Source organism: Streptomyces sp. NPDC006643 (assembly GCF_042870175.1).
Classification (GTDB): Bacteria; Actinomycetota; Actinomycetes; order Streptomycetales; family Streptomycetaceae; genus Streptomyces.
In genome coordinates, this window is the sequence record NZ_JBIAHA010000017.1 from 91,597 (window position 1) to 110,650 (window position 19,054).

At 72.7% G+C, this 19,054-nt stretch carries 17 protein-coding genes; 10 read left to right on the plus strand and 7 right to left on the minus strand.

What is annotated here, in order from left to right:
• Positions 1 to 61: 61 nt before the first annotated feature.
• Positions 62 to 775, plus strand: coding sequence for a TetR/AcrR family transcriptional regulator (locus tag ACFYNU_RS23260; RefSeq protein WP_356588409.1), 714 nt, complete (start codon positions 62 to 64; stop codon positions 773 to 775).
• Positions 776 to 794: 19 nt separating this feature from the next.
• Here the strand turns inward: ACFYNU_RS23260 and ACFYNU_RS23265 are convergent, their stop codons facing one another.
• The 3 genes from ACFYNU_RS23265 to hmgA form a co-directional block, all read right to left on the minus strand.
• Complete coding sequence (locus ACFYNU_RS23265) at positions 795 to 1,997, minus strand: type ISP restriction/modification enzyme (protein WP_356588411.1); 1,203 nt, start codon at positions 1,995 to 1,997, stop codon at positions 795 to 797.
• Positions 1,998 to 2,094: 97 nt separating this feature from the next.
• On the minus strand, positions 2,095 to 2,844 hold the full coding sequence (locus ACFYNU_RS23270) for a GntR family transcriptional regulator (protein ID WP_356588413.1): 750 nt from the start codon (positions 2,842 to 2,844) through the stop codon (positions 2,095 to 2,097).
• Positions 2,845 to 2,863: 19 nt separating this feature from the next.
• On the minus strand, positions 2,864 to 4,225 hold the full coding sequence (hmgA, locus tag ACFYNU_RS23275) for a homogentisate 1,2-dioxygenase (protein ID WP_356588415.1): 1,362 nt from the start codon (positions 4,223 to 4,225) through the stop codon (positions 2,864 to 2,866).
• A 276-nt stretch (positions 4,226 to 4,501) separates the two neighbouring features.
• On the opposite strand from hmgA, the gene ACFYNU_RS23280 reads away from it, so the two are divergent.
• The 7 genes from ACFYNU_RS23280 to ACFYNU_RS23310 all read left to right on the plus strand — a co-directional run bounded on the left by ACFYNU_RS23280 (position 4,502) and on the right by ACFYNU_RS23310 (position 14,591).
• Positions 4,502 to 5,167 carry a TetR/AcrR family transcriptional regulator gene (locus ACFYNU_RS23280; protein WP_356588417.1) on the plus strand — a complete coding sequence of 222 codons (666 nt, stop codon included), beginning with the start codon at positions 4,502 to 4,504 and terminating at the stop codon, positions 5,165 to 5,167.
• Between the two features lie 96 nt (positions 5,168 to 5,263).
• Complete coding sequence (locus tag ACFYNU_RS23285; protein WP_356588419.1) at positions 5,264 to 7,510, plus strand: molybdopterin oxidoreductase family protein; 2,247 nt, start codon at positions 5,264 to 5,266, stop codon at positions 7,508 to 7,510.
• Between the two features lie 138 nt (positions 7,511 to 7,648).
• Positions 7,649 to 9,097: a citrate:proton symporter gene (locus ACFYNU_RS23290; RefSeq protein WP_356588421.1), complete on the plus strand. Its 1,449-nt coding sequence runs from the start codon at positions 7,649 to 7,651 to the stop codon at positions 9,095 to 9,097.
• Positions 9,097 to 10,413 (plus strand): MFS transporter, encoded by a 1,317-nt coding sequence (locus ACFYNU_RS23295; RefSeq protein WP_356588423.1) that lies wholly within the window; start codon positions 9,097 to 9,099, stop codon positions 10,411 to 10,413. The genes ACFYNU_RS23290 and ACFYNU_RS23295 overlap by 1 nt, the downstream gene beginning before the upstream one ends.
• A 172-nt stretch (positions 10,414 to 10,585) precedes the next feature.
• Positions 10,586 to 11,956 carry an ABC transporter ATP-binding protein gene (locus ACFYNU_RS23300; protein WP_356588425.1) on the plus strand — a complete coding sequence of 457 codons (1,371 nt, stop codon included), beginning with the start codon at positions 10,586 to 10,588 and terminating at the stop codon, positions 11,954 to 11,956.
• Positions 11,957 to 12,079: 123 nt separating this feature from the next.
• Entirely contained in the window at positions 12,080 to 13,492 is a 1,413-nt protein-coding gene (locus tag ACFYNU_RS23305) for an aldehyde dehydrogenase family protein (protein WP_356588427.1), read from the plus strand.
• A 19-nt stretch (positions 13,493 to 13,511) separates the two neighbouring features.
• Complete coding sequence (locus tag ACFYNU_RS23310; RefSeq protein ID WP_356588429.1) at positions 13,512 to 14,591, plus strand: Zn-dependent alcohol dehydrogenase; 1,080 nt, start codon at positions 13,512 to 13,514, stop codon at positions 14,589 to 14,591.
• Between the two features lie 13 nt (positions 14,592 to 14,604).
• Here ACFYNU_RS23310 and ACFYNU_RS23315 read toward each other — a convergent pair whose 3' ends face one another.
• Genes ACFYNU_RS23315 through ACFYNU_RS23325 form a run of 3 tightly spaced genes read right to left on the minus strand, consistent with a single transcriptional unit; the run spans position 14,605 to position 17,052 of the window.
• Positions 14,605 to 15,588: a DMT family transporter gene (locus tag ACFYNU_RS23315; RefSeq protein ID WP_356588432.1), complete on the minus strand. Its 984-nt coding sequence runs from the start codon at positions 15,586 to 15,588 to the stop codon at positions 14,605 to 14,607.
• A gap of 43 nt (positions 15,589 to 15,631) precedes the next feature.
• A complete protein-coding gene (locus ACFYNU_RS23320) occupies positions 15,632 to 16,381 on the minus strand; it encodes a winged helix-turn-helix domain-containing protein (RefSeq protein WP_356588434.1) in 750 nt (249 codons plus the stop codon).
• A gap of 14 nt (positions 16,382 to 16,395) precedes the next feature.
• Positions 16,396 to 17,052 (minus strand): TetR/AcrR family transcriptional regulator, encoded by a 657-nt coding sequence (locus tag ACFYNU_RS23325; RefSeq protein ID WP_356588436.1) that lies wholly within the window; start codon positions 17,050 to 17,052, stop codon positions 16,396 to 16,398.
• Positions 17,053 to 17,193: 141 nt separating this feature from the next.
• On the opposite strand from ACFYNU_RS23325, the gene ACFYNU_RS23330 reads away from it, so the two are divergent.
• Positions 17,194 to 17,850 carry a TetR/AcrR family transcriptional regulator gene (locus tag ACFYNU_RS23330; protein WP_356588438.1) on the plus strand — a complete coding sequence of 219 codons (657 nt, stop codon included), beginning with the start codon at positions 17,194 to 17,196 and terminating at the stop codon, positions 17,848 to 17,850.
• A gap of 28 nt (positions 17,851 to 17,878) precedes the next feature.
• Here ACFYNU_RS23330 and ACFYNU_RS23335 read toward each other — a convergent pair whose 3' ends face one another.
• On the minus strand, positions 17,879 to 18,340 hold the full coding sequence (locus ACFYNU_RS23335) for a MaoC family dehydratase (RefSeq protein WP_356588440.1): 462 nt from the start codon (positions 18,338 to 18,340) through the stop codon (positions 17,879 to 17,881).
• Positions 18,341 to 18,448: 108 nt separating this feature from the next.
• Between ACFYNU_RS23335 and soxR the strand changes: the two genes are divergently transcribed.
• Positions 18,449 to 18,919 carry a redox-sensitive transcriptional activator SoxR gene (soxR, locus tag ACFYNU_RS23340; protein WP_356588442.1) on the plus strand — a complete coding sequence of 157 codons (471 nt, stop codon included), beginning with the start codon at positions 18,449 to 18,451 and terminating at the stop codon, positions 18,917 to 18,919.
• Positions 18,920 to 19,054: the final 135 nt, after the last annotated feature.

Genomic DNA, 19,054 nt, shown 5'->3' on the forward strand with positions numbered 1-19,054 from the left:
CTGTACGTAACTGGACTTCCGGGGGAGCTTCCGGGGGAGAATGGGCACGAGGTGATGACCGATGGCGGGGCGACCTGCTGAACCCGAAGTGATCTGGTCCCGTCCCGAGCGCGCCGCCCGTGGCCCGAGGCCCGCGTACACCCGCGCCGAGATCGCGGCCGTCGCTGTACGGATCGCGGACGACGACGGCCTGGACGCCGTCTCCATGCGCCGCGTCGCCGGGGAGCTGGGCTGCGGCACGATGTCGCTGTACAACTACGTGCCGCGCAAGGAGGACCTGTACGAGCTGATGGTCGACCTCGTCGCGGAGGAGCACGACCTGCCGGAGCGGCCCACCGGCGACTGGCGGGCCGATCTGACGGCCCTCGCCCACCGGGCGCGGGCGATCATGCGGCGCCATCCATGGATGGCGCGCCTGATGCAGTCGGCCTACGGCTTCAGCCCGAACTCGATGAAGTTCCTCGAATTCAGCCTGTGGTGCCTGGACCCGCTCGACCTGCCGTACGGTCAGAAGGTCGAGCTGGTGGCGATGGTGAACGGCGTGGTCACCACCTATGTGGCCAACGAGATCGAGACCGCCGAGCGCATCCGCTCACTGCCCTGGTCGGCCGAGCGGGAGCAGGAGATCAGGGCGGCCCATCTGGCGAAGCAGCTTGCCACCGGGCGCTATCCCCGGCTGGCGGCGGCCGTCGCCGCGGACTCGGGGCCGGTCGACATGGAGGCCGTCTTCGACCGGGCGCTGAGCCGGGTGCTGGACTCGTTCGCACGCGGCTGACCTCCCGTCCCCGGGCGGCTCAGATCAGGGCGAACTGGCCGTCCGGGCCCTCCTCGTGGTGGTCGAGCACGGAGGCGGGACGCCGGGCCCGGTCCGGTACCGGCAGCACACCGGCGGCCCGCAGCTCGGCGGCTCCGAACACCGGTCCGTCGTCCAGGGCCTCGGCCAGCTCGCGCTGCCGGGGCCGCGCTCCGGCGAGCAGCGCCAGGACGGTGATCAGCTCCAGCAGCTCCGAGGTCCACTCCCGCGGCCAGGCGCGCGGCCCGATCGCCTCCAGGGTGCCGGGCCCCGGGATCCCGGCACGCCGCTCGAACCACAGCTCGATCATCCGGACCCCGCCGACCCGGAAATCCCACGCCTCGGCCGGCACGGGGGAGATCCGGCCGGCACCCAGGTGCAGCGTCTCGTCCTCGGGGTCGTAACCGATGGTCGTGGGCCGCGCGGGGACCGCCGCGCGTACGTACGGCCTGCGGCCACCGGGCAGCCGGTGGCGCTCCCCGCCCCGCGCGCCGCGCAGTTGGATGCCGGTCAGCAGGGCGCCCAGCTCCACACCGGCCGCCCACAGGGCCGGGTCGGCGGTCAGCGGCACCACACAGCCGCGCGCCGACGGCCGGGCGGCGGCGAGAGACCAGTCGAGCAACTGGCGCGGCGTGACCTCGTGTCCGAGGCGCGCGGTCAGCGCCTCCACGAGGCCCGGCGTCAGATTCGGTTCGGCGCCGCCGGGCCGCCGGAACAGCGGCCGGATCCGGCCGGGCCGCCCGGCGGGGGAGCGGCCGTCCGGCAACAGGGCGCTCACCAGCAGCGGCGGACCCGGCTCGCCGGGGACGAACCCCTGCTCCACGGCGAAGAGCTGACGCTCGTCGGCGACCCGCCACAGCTCCGGCCTGGCCGCGTCGATCAGCCGGTGGTCGGGGATCACGAACCGCTCGTCGAACGGGCCGTGCCCCACCCGCAGCGGCGCCGGACACCGCCCGGACTCCCGGGCGAATCTCCCCGTGCCCGTGAGCTGCCCCGGCAGCGCGGCAACCGCGCTGTCCGGCGTACGGGAGCGGGTCGGCCGGAACAGCGCCTCCCGCTCGGCGCCCGTGGCCCGTATCAGGGTGTCCCAGCGTGCGGTGAGCGAGGCGGCGTCGGGGGCCAGGATCCAGCCGCGCCCCAGCCGCAGCGGCGCCACCGACCACGGCATCAGATCGCTCAGCAGCGGGGCCGACACGGCCGTCATACGGGCACACCCCTCCCCGGTCCGTTACGTGCCGTCCGGGAAAGCGTACCGAGCGGGCGCGGCGGCGGGCCGGTCGGCCGAAGCCGGCCGTGGCCGGTCAGTCCGTCTCCATCGTGACCGAGAACGAGAAGCGGTCGCCCCGGTAGCGGATCCTCGCCACGTCCACGACCCGGCCGTCCGCGTCGTACGTGACACCCGTGTAGTGCAGGATCGGGCTGAGCAAGGGCACTTGGAGCAGATCGGCCGTGACCGGGTCGGCGAGCGTGGCCTCCACCGTGTCCGTGATCCGGCCGATCTTCACACCCAGCACGTCGCGCAGCACCTTGGTCATCGGCCAGCGTTCCAGATCGCCGGGATCGAGACGGTCCGCGACCTCCGTACGCACCGCGTTCTCCGCCCAGTTGACCGGCTCGCCGCTCTCGCCGTCGCGGCGCAGCCGCCGGTAGACGGCCACCTCGTCGACGCCCGGGAAGTACTCCGCCACCTCGCCGGGCACCAGCGCCCGGCCGTGGCCGATCACCGTCGTCCGCTCGCCCGACTGCTGCGCCACGACGGCGTCGACCGAGCCCAGCAGCCGGCGGGGAGCGCCGCGCCGCGCGCCCGGCTCGATGAACGTGCCCCGCCGCCGGTGCCGGCTGATCAGACCCTCCTGCTCCAGCTCCTTGAGCGCCTGACGCATCGTCAGGACACTGACGCCGTAGTGCCCGGCCAACTGCTCCTCCGTGGGCAGGCGCAGCGGGTCGTGCGGACGCCGGCCGAGTATGGAGGCGCGCAGCGACTGCGAGACCTGGTACCAGAGCGGCAGCTTGCGGTTGAGGACCAGCGAATCGGGTGCGAATGCGGTCACGGCGGGCTCCGGGTCGGGGTCAGGGTCTGTCGGTGGGGGCGGCCGGGCCGGCAGACGGCCTGAAGTGGCGCTCCAGACCCTGCCACACGTCGTCGTAACCCTTCTGAAGATGCCCGGCCGTCGCCGCCTGGGCGGTCGCCGTCACCGGCCAGCGCGTCTCGAACATGAACGCCAGTCCGTCGTCGATCCGCTGCGGTTTCAGCTCGGCGGCACTGGCCCGGTCGAACGTCTCCCGGTCGGGCCCGTGCGCCGACATCATGTTGTGCAGCGAGCCGCCGCCGGGCACGAAACCCCCCTTGCCGGCTGTCTTGGCGTCATACGCGCCCTCGATCAGGCCCATGTACTCGCTCATCACATTGCGGTGGAAGTACGGCGGCCGGAAGGTGTTCTCGCCGACCAGCCAGCGCGGCGCGAAGACGACGAAGTCCACACCCGCGAGGCCCGGGGTGTCCGACGGCGAGGTCAGCACCGTGAAGATCGACGGATCGGGGTGGTCGTAGCTGATGGTGCCGATCACATTGAACCGGCGCAGGTCGTAGACGTACGGCAGATGGTTGCCGTGCCAGGCGACGACATCGAGCGGGGAGTGGTCGTAGGTGGCGGTCCACAGATTCCCGCAGAACTTGTTGACCACCTCGGTCGGGCGCTCGACGTCCTCGTACGCGGCGACGGGGGCCAGGAAGTCCCGCGCGTTCGCCAGGCCGTTGGCGCCGATCGGGCCGAGGTCGGGGAGGACGAAGGGGCTGCCGTAGTTCTCGCAGACGTATCCGCGCGCCGTCTCCTCCAGCAGCTCGACCCGGAAGCGCACACCGCGCGGGATCAGCGCGATCTCGCCGGGGCGGGCGGCCAGCAGGCCGAACTCGGTGACGATCAGCAGCCCGCCGTGCTCGGGGACGATCAGCAGCTCCCCGTCGGAATCGCTGAACACCCGGTCCGTCATGGGGGAGTTGGCGTGGTACAGATGCACGGCCATTCCCGTGCGCCGCGCCGCGTCACCGTTGCCGCCGAGTGTCCAGAGACCCGCCAGGAAGTCCGTGCCGGGCTCCGGCCGCGGCAGTGGGTCCCAGCGCAGCCGGTTGGGGTCGGGCACGGACTCGGTGAACGGCGCGGCGCGCAGCGTGCCGTTGTCGGTCCGGGTGAACGGCGGGTGCGCCGCCGACGGGCGGATCCGGTAGAGCCAGGAGCGGCGGTTGTGCGCGCGGGGCTCGGTGAAGGCGCTGCCGCTCAACTGCTCCGCGTACAGACCGAGTGGGGCTCTCTGCGGCGAGTTGCGGCCCACGGGCAGGGCGCCCGGCACGGCCTCCGAGCTGTGCTCGTTGCCGAAGCCGGTGGCGTACGCCAGGCCCTCGGCGGTCTTCCTCGCCTGCTCGCTGCCGCTCATCGTCGCTCCCCGTGTCGCTGTGCTGCCGGTTCACTGAATCCTATGGTCCACCGTAGGATTGAGTCGGCGGCTCGTCAACGGGGACAGGCGGACGGGATCACGTTGTCCGAAAGAGACGCCCGCGCGATCGGAAGCCGCGACGGGTCGCCGCAGTCGGTAGTCGCGGTCGGAAGTTGCGAGCAGAAGTACGCTCCCGCCGTCTCGAACGGCGGCCCGTCACGAGGGAGACTCGAAGGGCGGCAACACCGCACATCGCGCCGAAGGGTGGGCCAGCCCGTGCACGGAGTCAGCGCCGGACCCAACGCGACGCCAGGCCTGCGCACGGTCCCCGTGCAGCGGCGCAGCGCGGCACGCCTCGCCCGGATTCTCGACGCCTGCGCCGAGCTGCTGGACGAGACCGGCTACGAGGAGCTGTCCACCCGCGCCGTCGCCACCAGGGCGGGCGTCCCCATCGGGTCGGTCTACCGCTTCTTCGGCAACAAGCGCGCCATGGCCGACGCGCTCGCCCGGCGCAATCTGGACAGCTACGCCGCCCGCGTCGAGCGTCGGCTCGCCGCGATCCCGGCCGCCGACTGGCGGGCGGCGATCGACGCGGTGCTGGACGAGTACTTATCGATGAAGCGCACCGTGCCCGGCTTCGGCCTGGTCGACTTCGGCACCCGGATCCCGGCGGGGCCGCCCGGCCGGGGCGCGGCGCCGGCCGCCGGGCCCGAACCGGTGCCCGACGCCAACGACCGCGTCGCGGACCGCCTCACCGCACTGCTCGCCGCGCATCTGCGCCGCGCCCCGGACGCCGCGCTGCGCCGGACGGTGCTGGTCGCGGTCGAGGCGGCGGACGCGCTGTTCCAACTCGCCTTCCGTACGGACGTGTCGGGTGATCCGGACATCATCGCCGAGACGCGGGAGCTGGTCCGCGCGTATCTGGCCCGGACGCTGGGCTGACGGCGCCGCGGCTGACGGCGGCCCCCTTCCTTTGTTCGTACCGGTCGGTATGCTCGGCGGCAGCCCACGCGTCATCGCCGCCGCCCTGGAGGACCCATGCCGCCCACCGGCCCCGCCCGCACCGCCCGTACCGCCCCGCGCGTCTGCCCGCTCTGCGAGGCCACCTGCGGACTGACCCTCACCATCGAGGGCACCACGGTCACCGGGGCGCGCGGCGACCGCGACGACGTGTTCAGCAAGGGCTTCATCTGCCCCAAGGGCGCCTCCTTCGGAGAGCTGGACGCCGATCCCGACCGGCTGCGCACACCGCTGATCCGGGTGAACGGCGATCTGAGGGAGGCGAGTTGGGACGAGGCGTTCGATCTGATCGCGGCCCGGCTGCGCCCGCTGACCGAGGAGCACGGACCGCAGTCGGTCGGCGTCGTCCTCGGCAACCCCAACGTGCACACCATGGCCGGCGCCCTCTACCCGCCCGTACTGCTGGGCGTCCTGCGCACCCGTAACCTCTTCACCGCCTCCACCCTCGACCAGATGCCCAAACACGTCTCCTCCGGTCTGCTCTTCGGCGACGCCCTCGCGATCCCCGTGCCCGACCTGGACCGCACCGACCATCTGCTGCTGCTGGGCGCCAACCCGCTGGACTCCAACGGCAGCCTCTGCACCGCCCCCGACTTCCCCGGCAGGCTCAAGGCCCTGCGCCGGCGCGGCGGCACCCTCACCGTGGTCGACCCGCGCCGTACCCGCACCGCGCGCCTCGCCGACCGGCATCTCGCCATCCGGCCCGGCACCGACGCCCTGCTGCTCGCGGCCCTCACCCATGTCCTGTTCGAGGAAGGGCTCACCGACCCCGGCGCGCTGGCCGACCGGCTCGAAGGAGTCACCGAACTCCGCGAAGCCGTACGGGACTTCACGCCCGACGCCGTCGCGGCGGCCTGTGACCTGGACGCCGAGGAGATCCGTACCCTGGCGCGCGAACTCGCGGCGGCGCCCACCGCCGCCGTCTACGGACGCATCGGAAGCTGCACCGTCGAGTACGGCACGCTCGCCAGCTGGCTGGTCGACGTACTGAACGCCCTCACCGGCAATCTCGACCGGCCGGGCGGCGCGCTCTTCCCGCTCTCCGCCACCGACCGCGCGCCCCGCCCGGCGGCCCCCGGCAAGGGCTTCGCCCTCGGCCGCTGGACCAGTCGGGTCGGCGGCCACCCGGAGGCCAAGGGCGAACTGCCCATCGCCGTCCTCGCGGAGGAGATCGAGACGCCCGGTGACGGGCGGATCCGCGCGGTGATCGCCCTCGCGGCCAACCCCGTGCTCTCCGCGCCCGACGGCAGCCGCCTCGAACGGGCGCTGGACGGCCTGGACTTCATGGTCAGCGTCGACCCGTACCTCAACGAGACGTCGCGGCACGCGGACGTCGTCCTGCCCCCGCCGCCACCCTCCCGCAGCGCCCACTTCGACTTCGCCTTCAACGGCTTCGCCGTACGCAACCAGGTCCGCTACAGCCCGGCCGCCGTCCCCCTGGCGGCGGGCTCGATGGACGAGTGCGAGATCCTGGCGCGGCTGGTGCTGGCGGTCGGCGGGATGCACGGGGCCGACCCGTCGGCGGTGGACGACCAGGTGATCGACCGTACGCTCGGCAAGGCCGTCGCCGACCCGCTGTCGCCCGTCCACGGGCGCGACGCCAAGGAACTCGCCGCCGCGCTCACCGGCCCCGGCGGCCCCGAGCGGCGGCTCGACCTGATGCTGCGACTGGGCCCGTACGGCGACGGCTTCGGCGCCGACCCGGCGGGGCTCACCCTCGCCCGGCTCGCCGACCGGCCGCACGGCATCGACCTCGGGCCGCTGAAACCCCGGCTCCCCGGCATCCTCAAGACCCGCAGCGGGCGCGTCGAACTGCTCCCCGCGCCGATCGCCGCCGACCTGCCCCGGCTGCGGGCCGCGCTCACCGGCGTCCCCGCGTCCCTGGTGCTCGTCGGGCGCCGCCATCTGCGCTCCAACAACAGCTGGATGCACAACGTGGCCGCGCTCAACGGCGGTTCGAACCGCTGCACCGTCCAGGTCCACCCCGACGACGCCGGGCGCCTCGGCCTCGTGGACGGCGGCCCGGCGCGGATCACCACGGAGGCGGGCGAGATCACGCTCCCCGTGGAGATCACCGACACGGTCCGGGCGGGCGTCGTGAGCGTGCCGCACGGCTGGGGGCACGACCGCCCCGGCACCCGCATGGCGGTGGCCCACGCGCGGCCCGGCGTCAACGTCAACCAACTGCTCGACGGCAGCCGCCGCGACCCGCTCTCCGGGACGGCCGTCCTCAACGGTTTTCCGGTCGAGCTGGCCCCGGCCTGACCAGCACCCTTGTCTGACCTGGGGTTTTGCGCGTATTGCTCACACGTCAACATCTTGTTAACGCGAGGAAACGACACCTAACGTCATCCGCACCGCCGATCCGGGTGGGAGTTCAACGGTGAACGTGAGGTATCCCAGATGCTGACAATCCTCGGATTCGTCATGATCGCCACCTTCCTGGTGCTGATCATGACGAAGAAGATGTCCCCGATCGCGGCGCTCGTGCTGATCCCCGCGCTCTTCTGCGTCCTGGTCGGCCAGGGCGCGAACCTGGGGGAGTACGTCATCGAGGGAGTCGGCGAACTCGCGCCGACCGCGGCGATGCTGATGTTCGCCATCGTCTACTTCGGCGTGATGATCGACGTCGGACTCTTCGACCCGATCGTGCGGGGCATCCTGCGCTTCTGCCAGGCCGACCCGATGCGCATCGTGGTCGGTACGGCGCTGCTCGCCGCGATCGTCTCGCTGGACGGCGACGGCTCGACCACCTTCATGATCACCGTCTCGGCGATGTATCCGCTCTACAAGCGGCTCAAGATGAGCCTGGTCGTCCTGACCGGTGTCGCCGCCACGGCGAACGGCGTGATGAACACCCTTCCCTGGGGCGGCCCCACGGCGCGCGCCGCCACCGCGCTGAAGGTCGACGCCACCGACATCTTCGTCCCGATGATCCCCGCGCTCGCCGTCGGACTCCTCGCCGTCTTCCTCCTCTCCTACGTCCTCGGGCTGCGCGAGCGCAAGCGCCTGGGCACCCTCACCCTGGACGAGGTGCTGGAGCCGGCGACCGAGACGGTGCTGGTCGAGGCCGGAAGCGGCGGCGCCGGCAAGGGCGCCCCGCGGACCGCGACCGCGACCGCGACCGGCGGCGGCGCGGGCGGCGCGGGCGGTACCGCCGGTACCGCCGACGGCAAGGGCCCCGACGCCGAAGAGACCGCGGACGACGACTTCCAGGGCCTGGACCCCGACCGCTCGACCCTGCGCCCCCGCCTCTACTGGTTCAACGCCGGACTCACCCTCGTCCTGCTCACCGCGATGATCATGCAGCTCCTGCCCATCCCGGTCCTCTTCCTGCTCGGCGCAGCACTCGCCCTGACCGTCAACTTCCCCTCCATGACCGACCAGCGGGCCCGGATCGCCGCCCACGCCGACAACGTGCTCAACGTCTCCGGCATGGTCTTCGCGGCAGCCGTCTTCACCGGCGTCCTGACCGGCACCGGTATGGTCGAACACATGGCTGACTGGCTGGTGAGCGCCGTTCCCGAGGGCATGGGCCCGCACATGGGAATCGTCGCCGGGCTGCTGAGCCTGCCCCTCACGTACTTCATGTCGAACGACGGCTTCTACTTCGGCGTCCTGCCCGTCCTCGCCGAGGCCGGCGCCGCGCACGGTGTCTCCCCGCTGGAGGTCGCCCGCGCCTCGATCGTCGGCCAGCCGCTGCACATGTCGAGCCCGCTCGTCCCCGCCGTGTACGTCCTCGTCGGCATGGCCAAGGTCGAGTTCGGCGACCACACCAGGTTCACCGTCAAGTGGGCCGTGCTCACCTCCCTCGTCGTCCTCGCCGCCGCGATCCTCTTCGGCATCATCTGATGGCGGCGGGGGACCGACGCTGGCTGCTGCGCCTCGTCATCGCCTTCGCCTTCTCCCAGGCCGCCGTGTCGATGGCACGGCCGGCCGTCTCCTACCGGGCCCTCGCGCTCGGCGCCGACGAGCGCGCGGTCGGTGTCATCGCCGGTGTGTACGCGCTGCTGCCGCTGTTCGCCGCCGTACCGCTGGGGCGCAGGACCGACCGGGGACGCTGTGTGCCGCTCCTCGCCGTCGGCGCCGCGCTCATCGGCGCCGGCTGCGGGCTCAGCGGTACGGCGGGGTCCCTGACCGCGCTCGCCGCCTGGAGCGGAGTGATGGGCCTCGGCCATCTCTGCTTCGTCATCGGCGCGCAGTCCATCGTGGCGCGCCGCAGCGCACCGGCCGAACAGGACCGCAACTTCGGGCACTTCACCATCGGCGCGTCGCTCGGCCAGCTCGTCGGGCCGGTCGCCGCCGGGCTGCTGGTCTCCGGCCACGACGGCGCGATGGGGCGTACGAGCGCCCTCGCCCTGGTCGTCTCGGCCGGGGTCGCGGCCGTCTCCCTCACATGCCTGCGGCGCATAGAGGCGCCGGTCGTCCCGGCCGCCCGCCCGGTCAGGACGGCCGGGCGGCGGGTCGGGGCAGGGGCGGCCGGGCCCGGCAAGGTGTCCGTGTGGCGCATTCTGCGCACCCGCGGTGTCCCCAGCGGCATCCTCGTCAGCCTGGCCGTGCTCTCGGCCACGGACATCCTCACCGCGTACCTCCCGGTCGTCGGCGAGGAGCGGGGCATCTCCCCGACCACGATCGGTGTGCTGCTGAGTCTGCGGGCAGCCGCCGCCATCGCCTGCCGTCTGGTGATGACCCCGATGATCCAGCGGATGGGACGTACGGTCCTGCTCACCGGCTCGTGTCTGCTGGGCGGGCTGCTCTGCGCGGGCATCGCGCTGCCCGTACCGGTGTGGGGGATGGCCCTGATGCTCGTGGCGCTCGGTTTCTGTCTCGGCGTCGGCCAGCCGCTGTCGATGACGACCGTCGTCCGGGCGGCGCCCGAGGAGGCCCGCTCCACGGCGCTGGCGCTCCGGCTCACCGGCAACCGCCTCGGGCAGGTCGCCGCCCCGGCGTCCGCCGGGCTCGTCGCCGGGGTCGCGGGCACGGGCGCCCCGTTCATGATGCTCGGTGTGCTGCTGCTGGGCGCGGCGGGACTGGGCGTACGGTCCACCCCGCGCGATCCGGCCCCGACGCCCGCGCCGCCGTCGGCCCCGACGCCCGCCCCGGCAAAGGCCGTTGGGATTTCCGACGGGTCGCCCGTCCCCGCCGAGGAGAGCCGCGACCGCCGCTGAACGACACTTTCTACGACTCCTGTCCGGACGCCGCCCCCGCATCCGCCGTACCGCCTCCGGTGTATCGCCCCGGCCGCCACCCGACGGCGCCGCAAGTCATTCCCTGACCCCGGGTAGTCGGCTAACTTCAGGCGTCGCAGGCGCTCAACCTCACCTTCCGGGCGGCATCCTCATGACTCGCGCCATCTCTCTGCACAGTGTCAGCAAGGTGTACGGGCGGACCACGCGTGCCGTGGACCGGTTCTCCCTGGACATCGACCCCGGTGAGTTCGTCGTGCTCCTCGGCCCCTCGGGGTGCGGCAAGTCCACGGTGCTGCGCATGGTCGCCGGTCTGGAGGACATCACCGAGGGGGAGTTGCTGCTCGACGGCGAGCGCTCCAACCTGGTGCCGCCGCGCGACCGCGAGATGGCGATGGTGTTCCAGAACTTCGCGCTCTACCCGAACATGACCAACCGCGACAACATCGGTTTCCCGCTGAGTCTCCAGAGCCCGCGGCAGGACAGCTCCGCACGCGTCGAGGCCACCGCCCGGATGCTCGGCATCGAGCATGTGCTGGACCGCTACCCCAGTCAGCTCTCCGGCGGTGAGCGGCAGCGCGTGGCGATGGGCCGCGCCATCTCGCGGCGCCCCTCCGCGTTCCTGATGGACGAGCCGCTGTCCAACCTGGACTCCAAGCTGCGCAACCATGTGCGGGCCGAGATAGCGCAGCTGACGGCCGAGTTGGGCGTCACGACCATCTATGTGACCCACGACCAGGCCGAGGCGATGTCACTCGGCGACCGGGTCGCGGTGATGCGCGGCGGCGTGCTCCAGCAGGTCAGTTCGCCGCGCGACGTGTACGCGCTGCCGTGCAACGTCTTCGTCGCCGCCTTCATCGGCACCCCGCGCATCAATCTGCTCCAGGCCGTCGTCTACGCGCCCCTCGAAGGCCGGATGTCGATCGATCTCGGCCGGCAGCGGCTGCCCCTGCCCGAACCCCTCAGCCCCGACCACCAGTTGCTCCGGATCCAGCAGGGCCGGAAGATCATCGTCGGGCTGCGGTCCGAGGCGGCGCGTATCGCCCCGCCGAGCCAGGCGCGCCCCGGCGAGGTCGCGCTGAGCGGCATCGTCGAGCACATGGAGTACCAGGGGCACGAGGCGCTGGTGCATCTCAACACCGGCTCGGAGCCCGCCGTGGTGCCCGACCTCGAATCGCCACGCCTCAGGGCCGCCCCGCGCCGCCGCCGTGGCCGGAGCGGGCCGGGGGTCCTGGAGCGGCTGAGGGAGCGGGCCGCCGCGCACGTCCCCGGCCGGGTGCCGGTCAATGTGTCGGGTCCCGTCGTGGCGCTGGACGACCGGGAGCCGGCGAACCCCGCCACGTACACCCCGGACCGCCCCGCGATCTCGGCGAGCGATCTCGTCGTACGGACCGGCCCCGACATGCGGCTGCGCACGGGGGCGCAGGTGCCGCTCCTGGTCGACCTCGCGCATCTCTATGTCTTCGACGACTACGGGCAGCGGATCTGCCCGGCGCCGATGGACATGCCCGGCATCGACACCTGACCGCCCCGGGATGTGACGTTCGGGACTCCCGGGGTACCTGGCGCCGGAAAACTAACACCGCTAGTTTGGGGGTGACGACGCCGACCCCAGCCGTACGCGGCAGTCCTCCGGGAGGAACGAGCGATGAAGGCTCACGACAGCATGTACATCGGCGGCGAATGGCGCCCCGCCGCCGGGCCCGACACCATCGCCGTCGTCAACCCGGCGACCGAGCAGGTCATCGCGGAGGTCCCGGCCGGTACCGCCGAGGACATCGACGCCGCCGTACGGGCCGCGCGGGCCGCCTTCCCCGGCTGGGCCGCCACCCCGCCCGCCGAACGCGCGGCGCGCCTGGCCGCCCTGCGGGACGCGCTGGCCGCCCGCAAGGACGAGATCGCCGAGACCGTCACCGCCGAACTGGGCGCCCCGCTGCGGCTGTCGAAGGCGGTGCACGCCTCGGTGCCGGTGCTCGTCGCCGGCTCGTACGCCGAACTCGCCGCCTCCTACGCCTTCGAGGAGCGGATCGGCAACTCGACGGTGCTGATGGAGCCCGTCGGTGTCGTCGGCGCGATCACCCCGTGGAACTACCCGCTGCACCAGATCGTCGCCAAGGTCGCCCCCGCGCTCGCCGCCGGCTGTGTGATCGTCGTCAAGCCGGCCGAGGACACCCCGCTGACCGCGCAGCTCTTCGCGGAGGCCGTCCACGAGGCGGGCCTGCCGCCGGGCGTCGTCAACGTGGTCACCGGGATCGGCGCCGTCGCCGGCCAGGCGCTCGCCGCGCACGAGGACGTCGACCTGGTCTCGTTCACCGGCTCCACCGCCGTCGGCCGGCAGATCGGTGCCACGGCCGGGGCGGCCGTCAAACGCGTCGCACTGGAGCTGGGCGGCAAGTCCGCCAACGTGATCCTGCCGAGCGCCGACCACGCCAGGGCCGTCAAGGCGGGAGTCGCCAACGTGATGGCCAACTCGGGCCAGACATGCAGCGCGTGGACCCGGATGCTGGTCCACACCGACCGGTACGACGAGGCGGTGGAGGCCGCGGCGGCGGCCGTCGCCTCGTACCGCGCGGGCGACCCGCACGACGAACTGTGCCGTCTGGGCCCCGTCGTCAACGCCACCCAGCACGCCCGGGTGCGCGGCTACATAGCGAAGGGCGTCGCCGAGGGCGCCCGGCTGGTCGCGGGCGGCGCCGAACCCCCGCGCGACACCGGCTACTTCGTCGCCCCGACCGTCCTCGCCGACGTCACCCCCGAGATGACCGTCGCCCAGGAGGAGATCTTCGGCCCCGTCCTGTCCATCATCCGGTACGAGGACGAGGAGGACGCCCTGCGGATCGCCAACGGCACCGTCTACGGCCTCGCCGGCGCCGTCTGGGCGGGCGACGACGACGAGGCCGTCGCCTTCGCGCGGCGGATGGACACCGGGCAGGTCGACATCAACGGCGGCCGGTTCAACCCCCTTGCCCCGTTCGGCGGTTACAAGCAGTCGGGCGTCGGCCGGGAGCTCGGCCCGCACGGACTCGCCGAGTACCTCCAGACCAAGTCCCTCCAGTTCTGAGCCGGGAGAGAGAACGATCGTGGTCCGCGCAGCCGTCCTGCCCGCCGTCGGGGCTCCGTTGGAGATCACCGACATCGAACTGCCCGAGCCCGGCCCCGGCCAGGTACGGATCCGACTGGCCGCGGCCGGGGTCTGCCACTCCGACCTGTCCCTCACCGACGGCACGATGCGGGTGCCCGTACCGGCCGTCCTCGGCCACGAGGGCGCGGGCACGGTCCTGTCCGTCGGCGAGGGCGTCACCCACATCGCGCCGGGCGACGGCGCCGTACTCAACTGGGCGCCGTCCTGCGGCGAGTGCCACCACTGCCGGCTCGGTGAGGTCTGGCTCTGCGCCTCGGCGCTGACCGGCACGGGCGCCGTCCACGCCCGTACGGCCGACGGCACACCGCTCCACCCCGGGCTGAACGTCGCGGCGTTCGCCGAGGAGACGGTCGTCGCCGCGAACTGCGTCCTGCCGGCCCCCGACGGCATCCCGCTCACCGACGCGGCGCTGCTCGGCTGCGCCGTACTGACCGGGTACGGCGCGGTGCACCACTCCGCCCGGGTGCGGGCGGGCGAGAGCGTGGTGGTCTTCGGTGCCGGCGGGGTCGGTCTTGCCGTGCTCCAGTCCGCCCGGATCGCCGGGGCCTCGACCGTCGTGGCCGTCGATGTCTCCCCGGAGAAGGAGGAGTTGGCGCGGGCGGCCGGAGCCACCGACTATCTCGTCGCCTCCGCCACCACCGCCAAGGACGTCCGCAAGCTGACCGGCGGGCACGGGGCGGACGTCGCCGTGGAGTGCGTCGGCCGCGCCGTCACCATCCGTACGGCCTGGGAGTCCACCCGCCGGGGAGGCAGGACCACGGTCGTCGGCATCGGCGGCAAGGACCAGCAGGTCACCTTCAACGCGCTGGAGCTGTTCCACTGGGGACGCACCCTGTCGGGGTGTGTGTACGGCAACTGCGACCCGGCCCGCGATCTGCCGGTCATCGCCGGACACGTCCGGGCCGGACGGCTCGACCTCGGCGCGCTGGTGACGGAACGGATCACGCTGGACGGGATCCCGGCCGCGTTCGACTCCATGGTCGCGGGGCGCGGCGGCCGGGCGCTGATCGTCTTCTAGGAGTGCCCGACGCTCAGGAGGCACCGGGCAGTTGGTCCGTCACCGGGCGGGAGCGCGAGCGTGCCACCGCCACACCCGCCAGACAGAGCACACCACCGGCGAGCGTGAGCGGGCCGGGGATCTCGTCCAGCAGCAGCCAGGCCATCAGGACGACGATCGCCGGCACCGCGTACGTCGTGGCGCCCATCCGTGACGCGGTCGTACGGGCCAGGGCGTACGCCCAGGTCGTGAACGCCAGCGCGGTCGGGAAGACGCCCAGATAGACCATGTTGAGCGTCGCGGACAGCGGCGCGTGCGCGGCGTCCCGCACGAGCTGCCAGCCGAACGGCAGACAGCCCACCGCCCCGATCAGGGCGCCGTACGTGGTGACCTGCAACGGCGTCGCGTACGCCAGCGTCGGCTTCTGCGCGACCACACCGCCCGCGTACGCCACCGCCGCCACCAGGCAGAGCAGCACGCCCAGTACGGAGGTGCTGCCCCCGCCCGCCATCGACAGGCCGACCACCACGGCGCCGGCGAAGGAGACCGCCATGCCCGTGAGCAGCCGGGGCGCCAGGCTCTCGCCGAGCAGGCGGAAGGCGAGCAGCGCCATCAGCAGCGGCGCGATGTTCACGACGAGGGACGCCGTGCCCGCGTCGACCAGTTGCTCGCCCCAGTTGAGAACCACCGAGTAGCCGCCGAACCAGAGCAGTCCGGAGACCACGATGCCGGGCCAGGCGGCCCTCGGCGGCAGCCCTTCACGGCGTATCAGCAGGATCGCGACCAGCACCAGCGAGCCGGTCAGCAGCCGCCCCAGCGCCAGCGCGCCCGGCGCGTACGCCTCGCCCGCGCTGCGGATGGAGACGAAGGCCGACGCCCAGAGGACGACGGTGACCCCGGCGGCGGCCAGCGCCAGCGGCTGCGCGCGGCCGGTCGCCGGGGTGGACGCGCCGCCGGTAGCAGGGGGTGTCGGGGTGGCCGGGCGCGCCTGGGCGCGCGGACCGGAGGAGTTCGCCATGGAGCGATGTTAAGCCCTGAACAGTTCGGCTGTCACCGAACTATTAACGGAGTTTCGCCGGCTCGATCCCCAGCAGCTCGGCGAAGACACGCTCACCGGTCGGTGTCACCCGCACCGCCCGCTCCGTGCCGATGCGCACGCACCACTTCGACTCCAGCGCCAGCCGGCACAGCCCGGCCCCCGCCACCCCCGCCAGATGGCGCCGGCGCTCCGTCCAGTCCAGACAGGAGCTGACCACCGGGCGCCGGCCGGCGCCGTCCAGCGCGATCCCCCGCTCGCGGAACCAGTCCGTGCCCTGCTCGGTGAGGGCGAAGCCCGCGTCGGTGAGCAGCAGTCCGCGCCGGGACATGGCATCGGTGAGGGTCACCCCGAGCCGCCCGGCGAAGTGGTCGTAGCAGGTACGGCCGCGCGCCATGGCGCCGCTCGCCCTCGACGCACGCACGATGTGCGGGCTGTCCCGGCCCGGCATCACATGCGCGGCCAGCGACTCGACCAGCTCGGCGGTGGTCGCGTCGGCCAGCCGTACATACCGGTGGCGGCCCTGCCGCTCCTCGGTGACCAGCCGGGCGGCGATCAGCTTCCCGATGTGCTCACTGGCGGTGGACGCCGCGACACCGGCCTCGCGGGCCAGCTCGCCGGCCGTCCAGGCGCGCCCGTCGAGCAGGGACAGACAGAAGACGGCGCGGGTCTCGTCGGCCAGCAGCGCGGCGAAGCCCGCGACGAGCGCGCCGGGGGACGCCGAGGGGGCGGGGAGTTCGAAGAGGTCGGACTTCGGGGTGGAGGTCTGCGGCATATCTCCAGGGTGCCTCAGAAACGCTTCGGCGTGGCCCGAACTGTCTCATACTGGGCGGCCAGCCCGTCGATCAGTGCCCTGAGCCCCGTCTCGAAGGCGCCCTCGTCCACCCGCTGCTGCCGCTCGGCCAGCAGATGAGCCTGGCCGAGGTGCGGATAGTCGGCGGGGTCGTACGCCGTCTCGTCGTCCACGAAGCCGCGCGCGAACGAGCCGAGCGCCGACCCCGTGATGAAGTACCGCATCAGCGCCCCGATATGGGTGGCCTGGACCGGCGGCCACCCGGCCCGGACCATCGCGCCGAAGACCGTGTCGGCCACCCGCAGCCCCGCCGGGCGGCGGCCGGGCCCCTGGGCGAGGACCGGCACGATGTGCGGGTGCGCCGTGAGCGCGGCGCGATACGAGACGGCGTAGTCGTGCAGCGCGGTGCGCCAGTCGCGTACGTCGTCCTCGTCGAACATCGACAGATCGACCTGCGCGCTGACGGAGTCCGCGACGGCGTCCAGGATCTCGTCCTTGTTGCGGAAGTGGTTGTAGAGGGACGGTCCGCTGACCCCCAGCTCCGCCGCCAGCCGGCGGGTGGAGACGGCACCGAGCCCCTCGGCGTCGACGAGCGCGCCCGCCGTCGCGACGATGCGGTCTCTGCTGAGGAGCGGCTTGCGGGGTCGGGCCATGGCGCACATCGTAGGGCGACGGCCCCGCGGCGGTCCGCCCGCGCGTACGACGCCGGTTCGACCGGACACCTAAGCGCTTGCTCACCTTCGGGGTAGGGTGTGCGTTCTGTTGACCGGAAGAGGCCGGAAGGGGCGAGAGGGATGCGTACGGCGGAACGGACGCCCGACGGCGAGGGCATGCCGTGGGGTGAGGTCACCCCCGAGGCGGCCAGAAGGCTCCTCGTCGCCGCCGTGGAGGCGTTCGCCGAACGCGGGTACCACGCCACCACCACCCGCGACATCGCGAGCCGCGCCGGGATGAGCCCGGCGGCGCTCTACATCCACTACAAGACCAAGGAAGAACTGCTCCACCGGATCAGCCGCATCGGCCACGACAAGGCCCTGGAGATCCTGACCGCCGCCGCCGACCGCGACGGCACGGCGGCCGAGCGCCTCACCGGCGCGGTCCGCTCCTTCGTCCGCTGGCACGCGGCACGCCACACCACGGCCCGCGTCGTCCAGTACGAACTCGACGCCCTCGCCGACGAACACCGCACCGAGATCGTCGAGCTGCGCCGACGCAGCGACGCGACGGTGCGCCGGATCCTCCAGGACGGCGTACGGGACGGGGAGTTCGACGTCCCGGACGTCCCCGGCACCACCCTCGCCGTGCTGTCGCTCTGCATCGACGTGGCGCGCTGGTTCAACACCGAGGGGCGCCGGACGCCCGACGAGGTCGGCGCGCTCTACGCCGACCTCGTGCTGCGCATGGTGGTGGCGCGGGACCGCCCGCTGCCGCCGGTGACCGGCCGGACGTGACCGGCCGGAAGCGGCGGCGGGTGGGTGGTCAGAAGTAGTAGCGGGAGACCGACTCCGCGACGCACACCGGCTTCTCGCCGCCCTCACGCTCCACCGTGACGACGGCCGTGACCTGCACGCCACCGCCCGCCTCGGCGACCTCCTTCAGCACGGCCGTCGCGCGCACCCGGGAGCCCGAGGGCACGGGGGAGGGGAAACGTACCTTGTTGGCGCCGTAGTTGACGCCCATCGTCACGTTCCGCACGGTCAGGATCTGCGGGACGAGGACCGGCAGGAGCGACAGCGTCAGATAGCCGTGCGCGATGGTCGTGCCGAACGGACCCTTCGCGGCCTGCTCCGGATCCACATGGATCCACTGGTGGTCACCGGTGGCCTCGGCGAAGAGATCGATCCGCTTCTGGTCGACCTCCAGCCAGTCGCTGTGTCCCAACTGCTCGCCGACAGCGGCGCGCAGCTCCTCCGCGGAAGTGAAGACCCTCGGCTCAGCCATGTCTGTCGATCCCTGCCTCTCCAAGCGGGTGTCCAAGCGCTTGCTCAGCATGGTGGGGGCCGTCTGTCCTGTCAACGCGTGACACGACGCCCACGTAGGGTCGGTGGGGTGCCGCAGATTCCGGAGAAGATCCATGAACTCACCGTCGGGCAGCTGTCAGCGCGCAGCGGTGCCGCGACGTCGGCCCTGCACTTCTACGAGACGAAAGGGCTGATCAGCAGCCGCCGTACGAGCGGCAACCAGCGCCGCTACAGCAGGGACACCCTTCGCCGGGTCGCGTTCGTGCGCGCGGCCCAGCGCGTCGGCATCCCGCTCGCCACCATCAGGGACGCTCTCGCGGAGCTTCCCGAGGGGCGTACTCCGAACCATGACGACTGGGCACGGCTCTCCGCGGCCTGGCGCTCCGAACTGGACGAGCGCATCCGGCAACTCGGCCGGCTGCGTGACCATCTGACCGACTGCATCGGCTGCGGCTGTCTCTCGCTGGAGACCTGCGTGCTGTCCAACCCCGACGACGTGTTCGGCGACCGGATGTCGGGCTCCCGGCTGCTGGCGGAGCGCAAGCGCGCCGCGAAGTAGCGTCCGGAAGCGGCGTTCGGAAGTGGCGTCCGACGGATCGGCGCGCCCCTGGCCGATCCGTACGTCGTCGTCCACCGTCTGCCGTTACTCGTCCGTCGTCCGTCGTCCGGCGCCGTCGGCCCGCCCAGCCCGGGG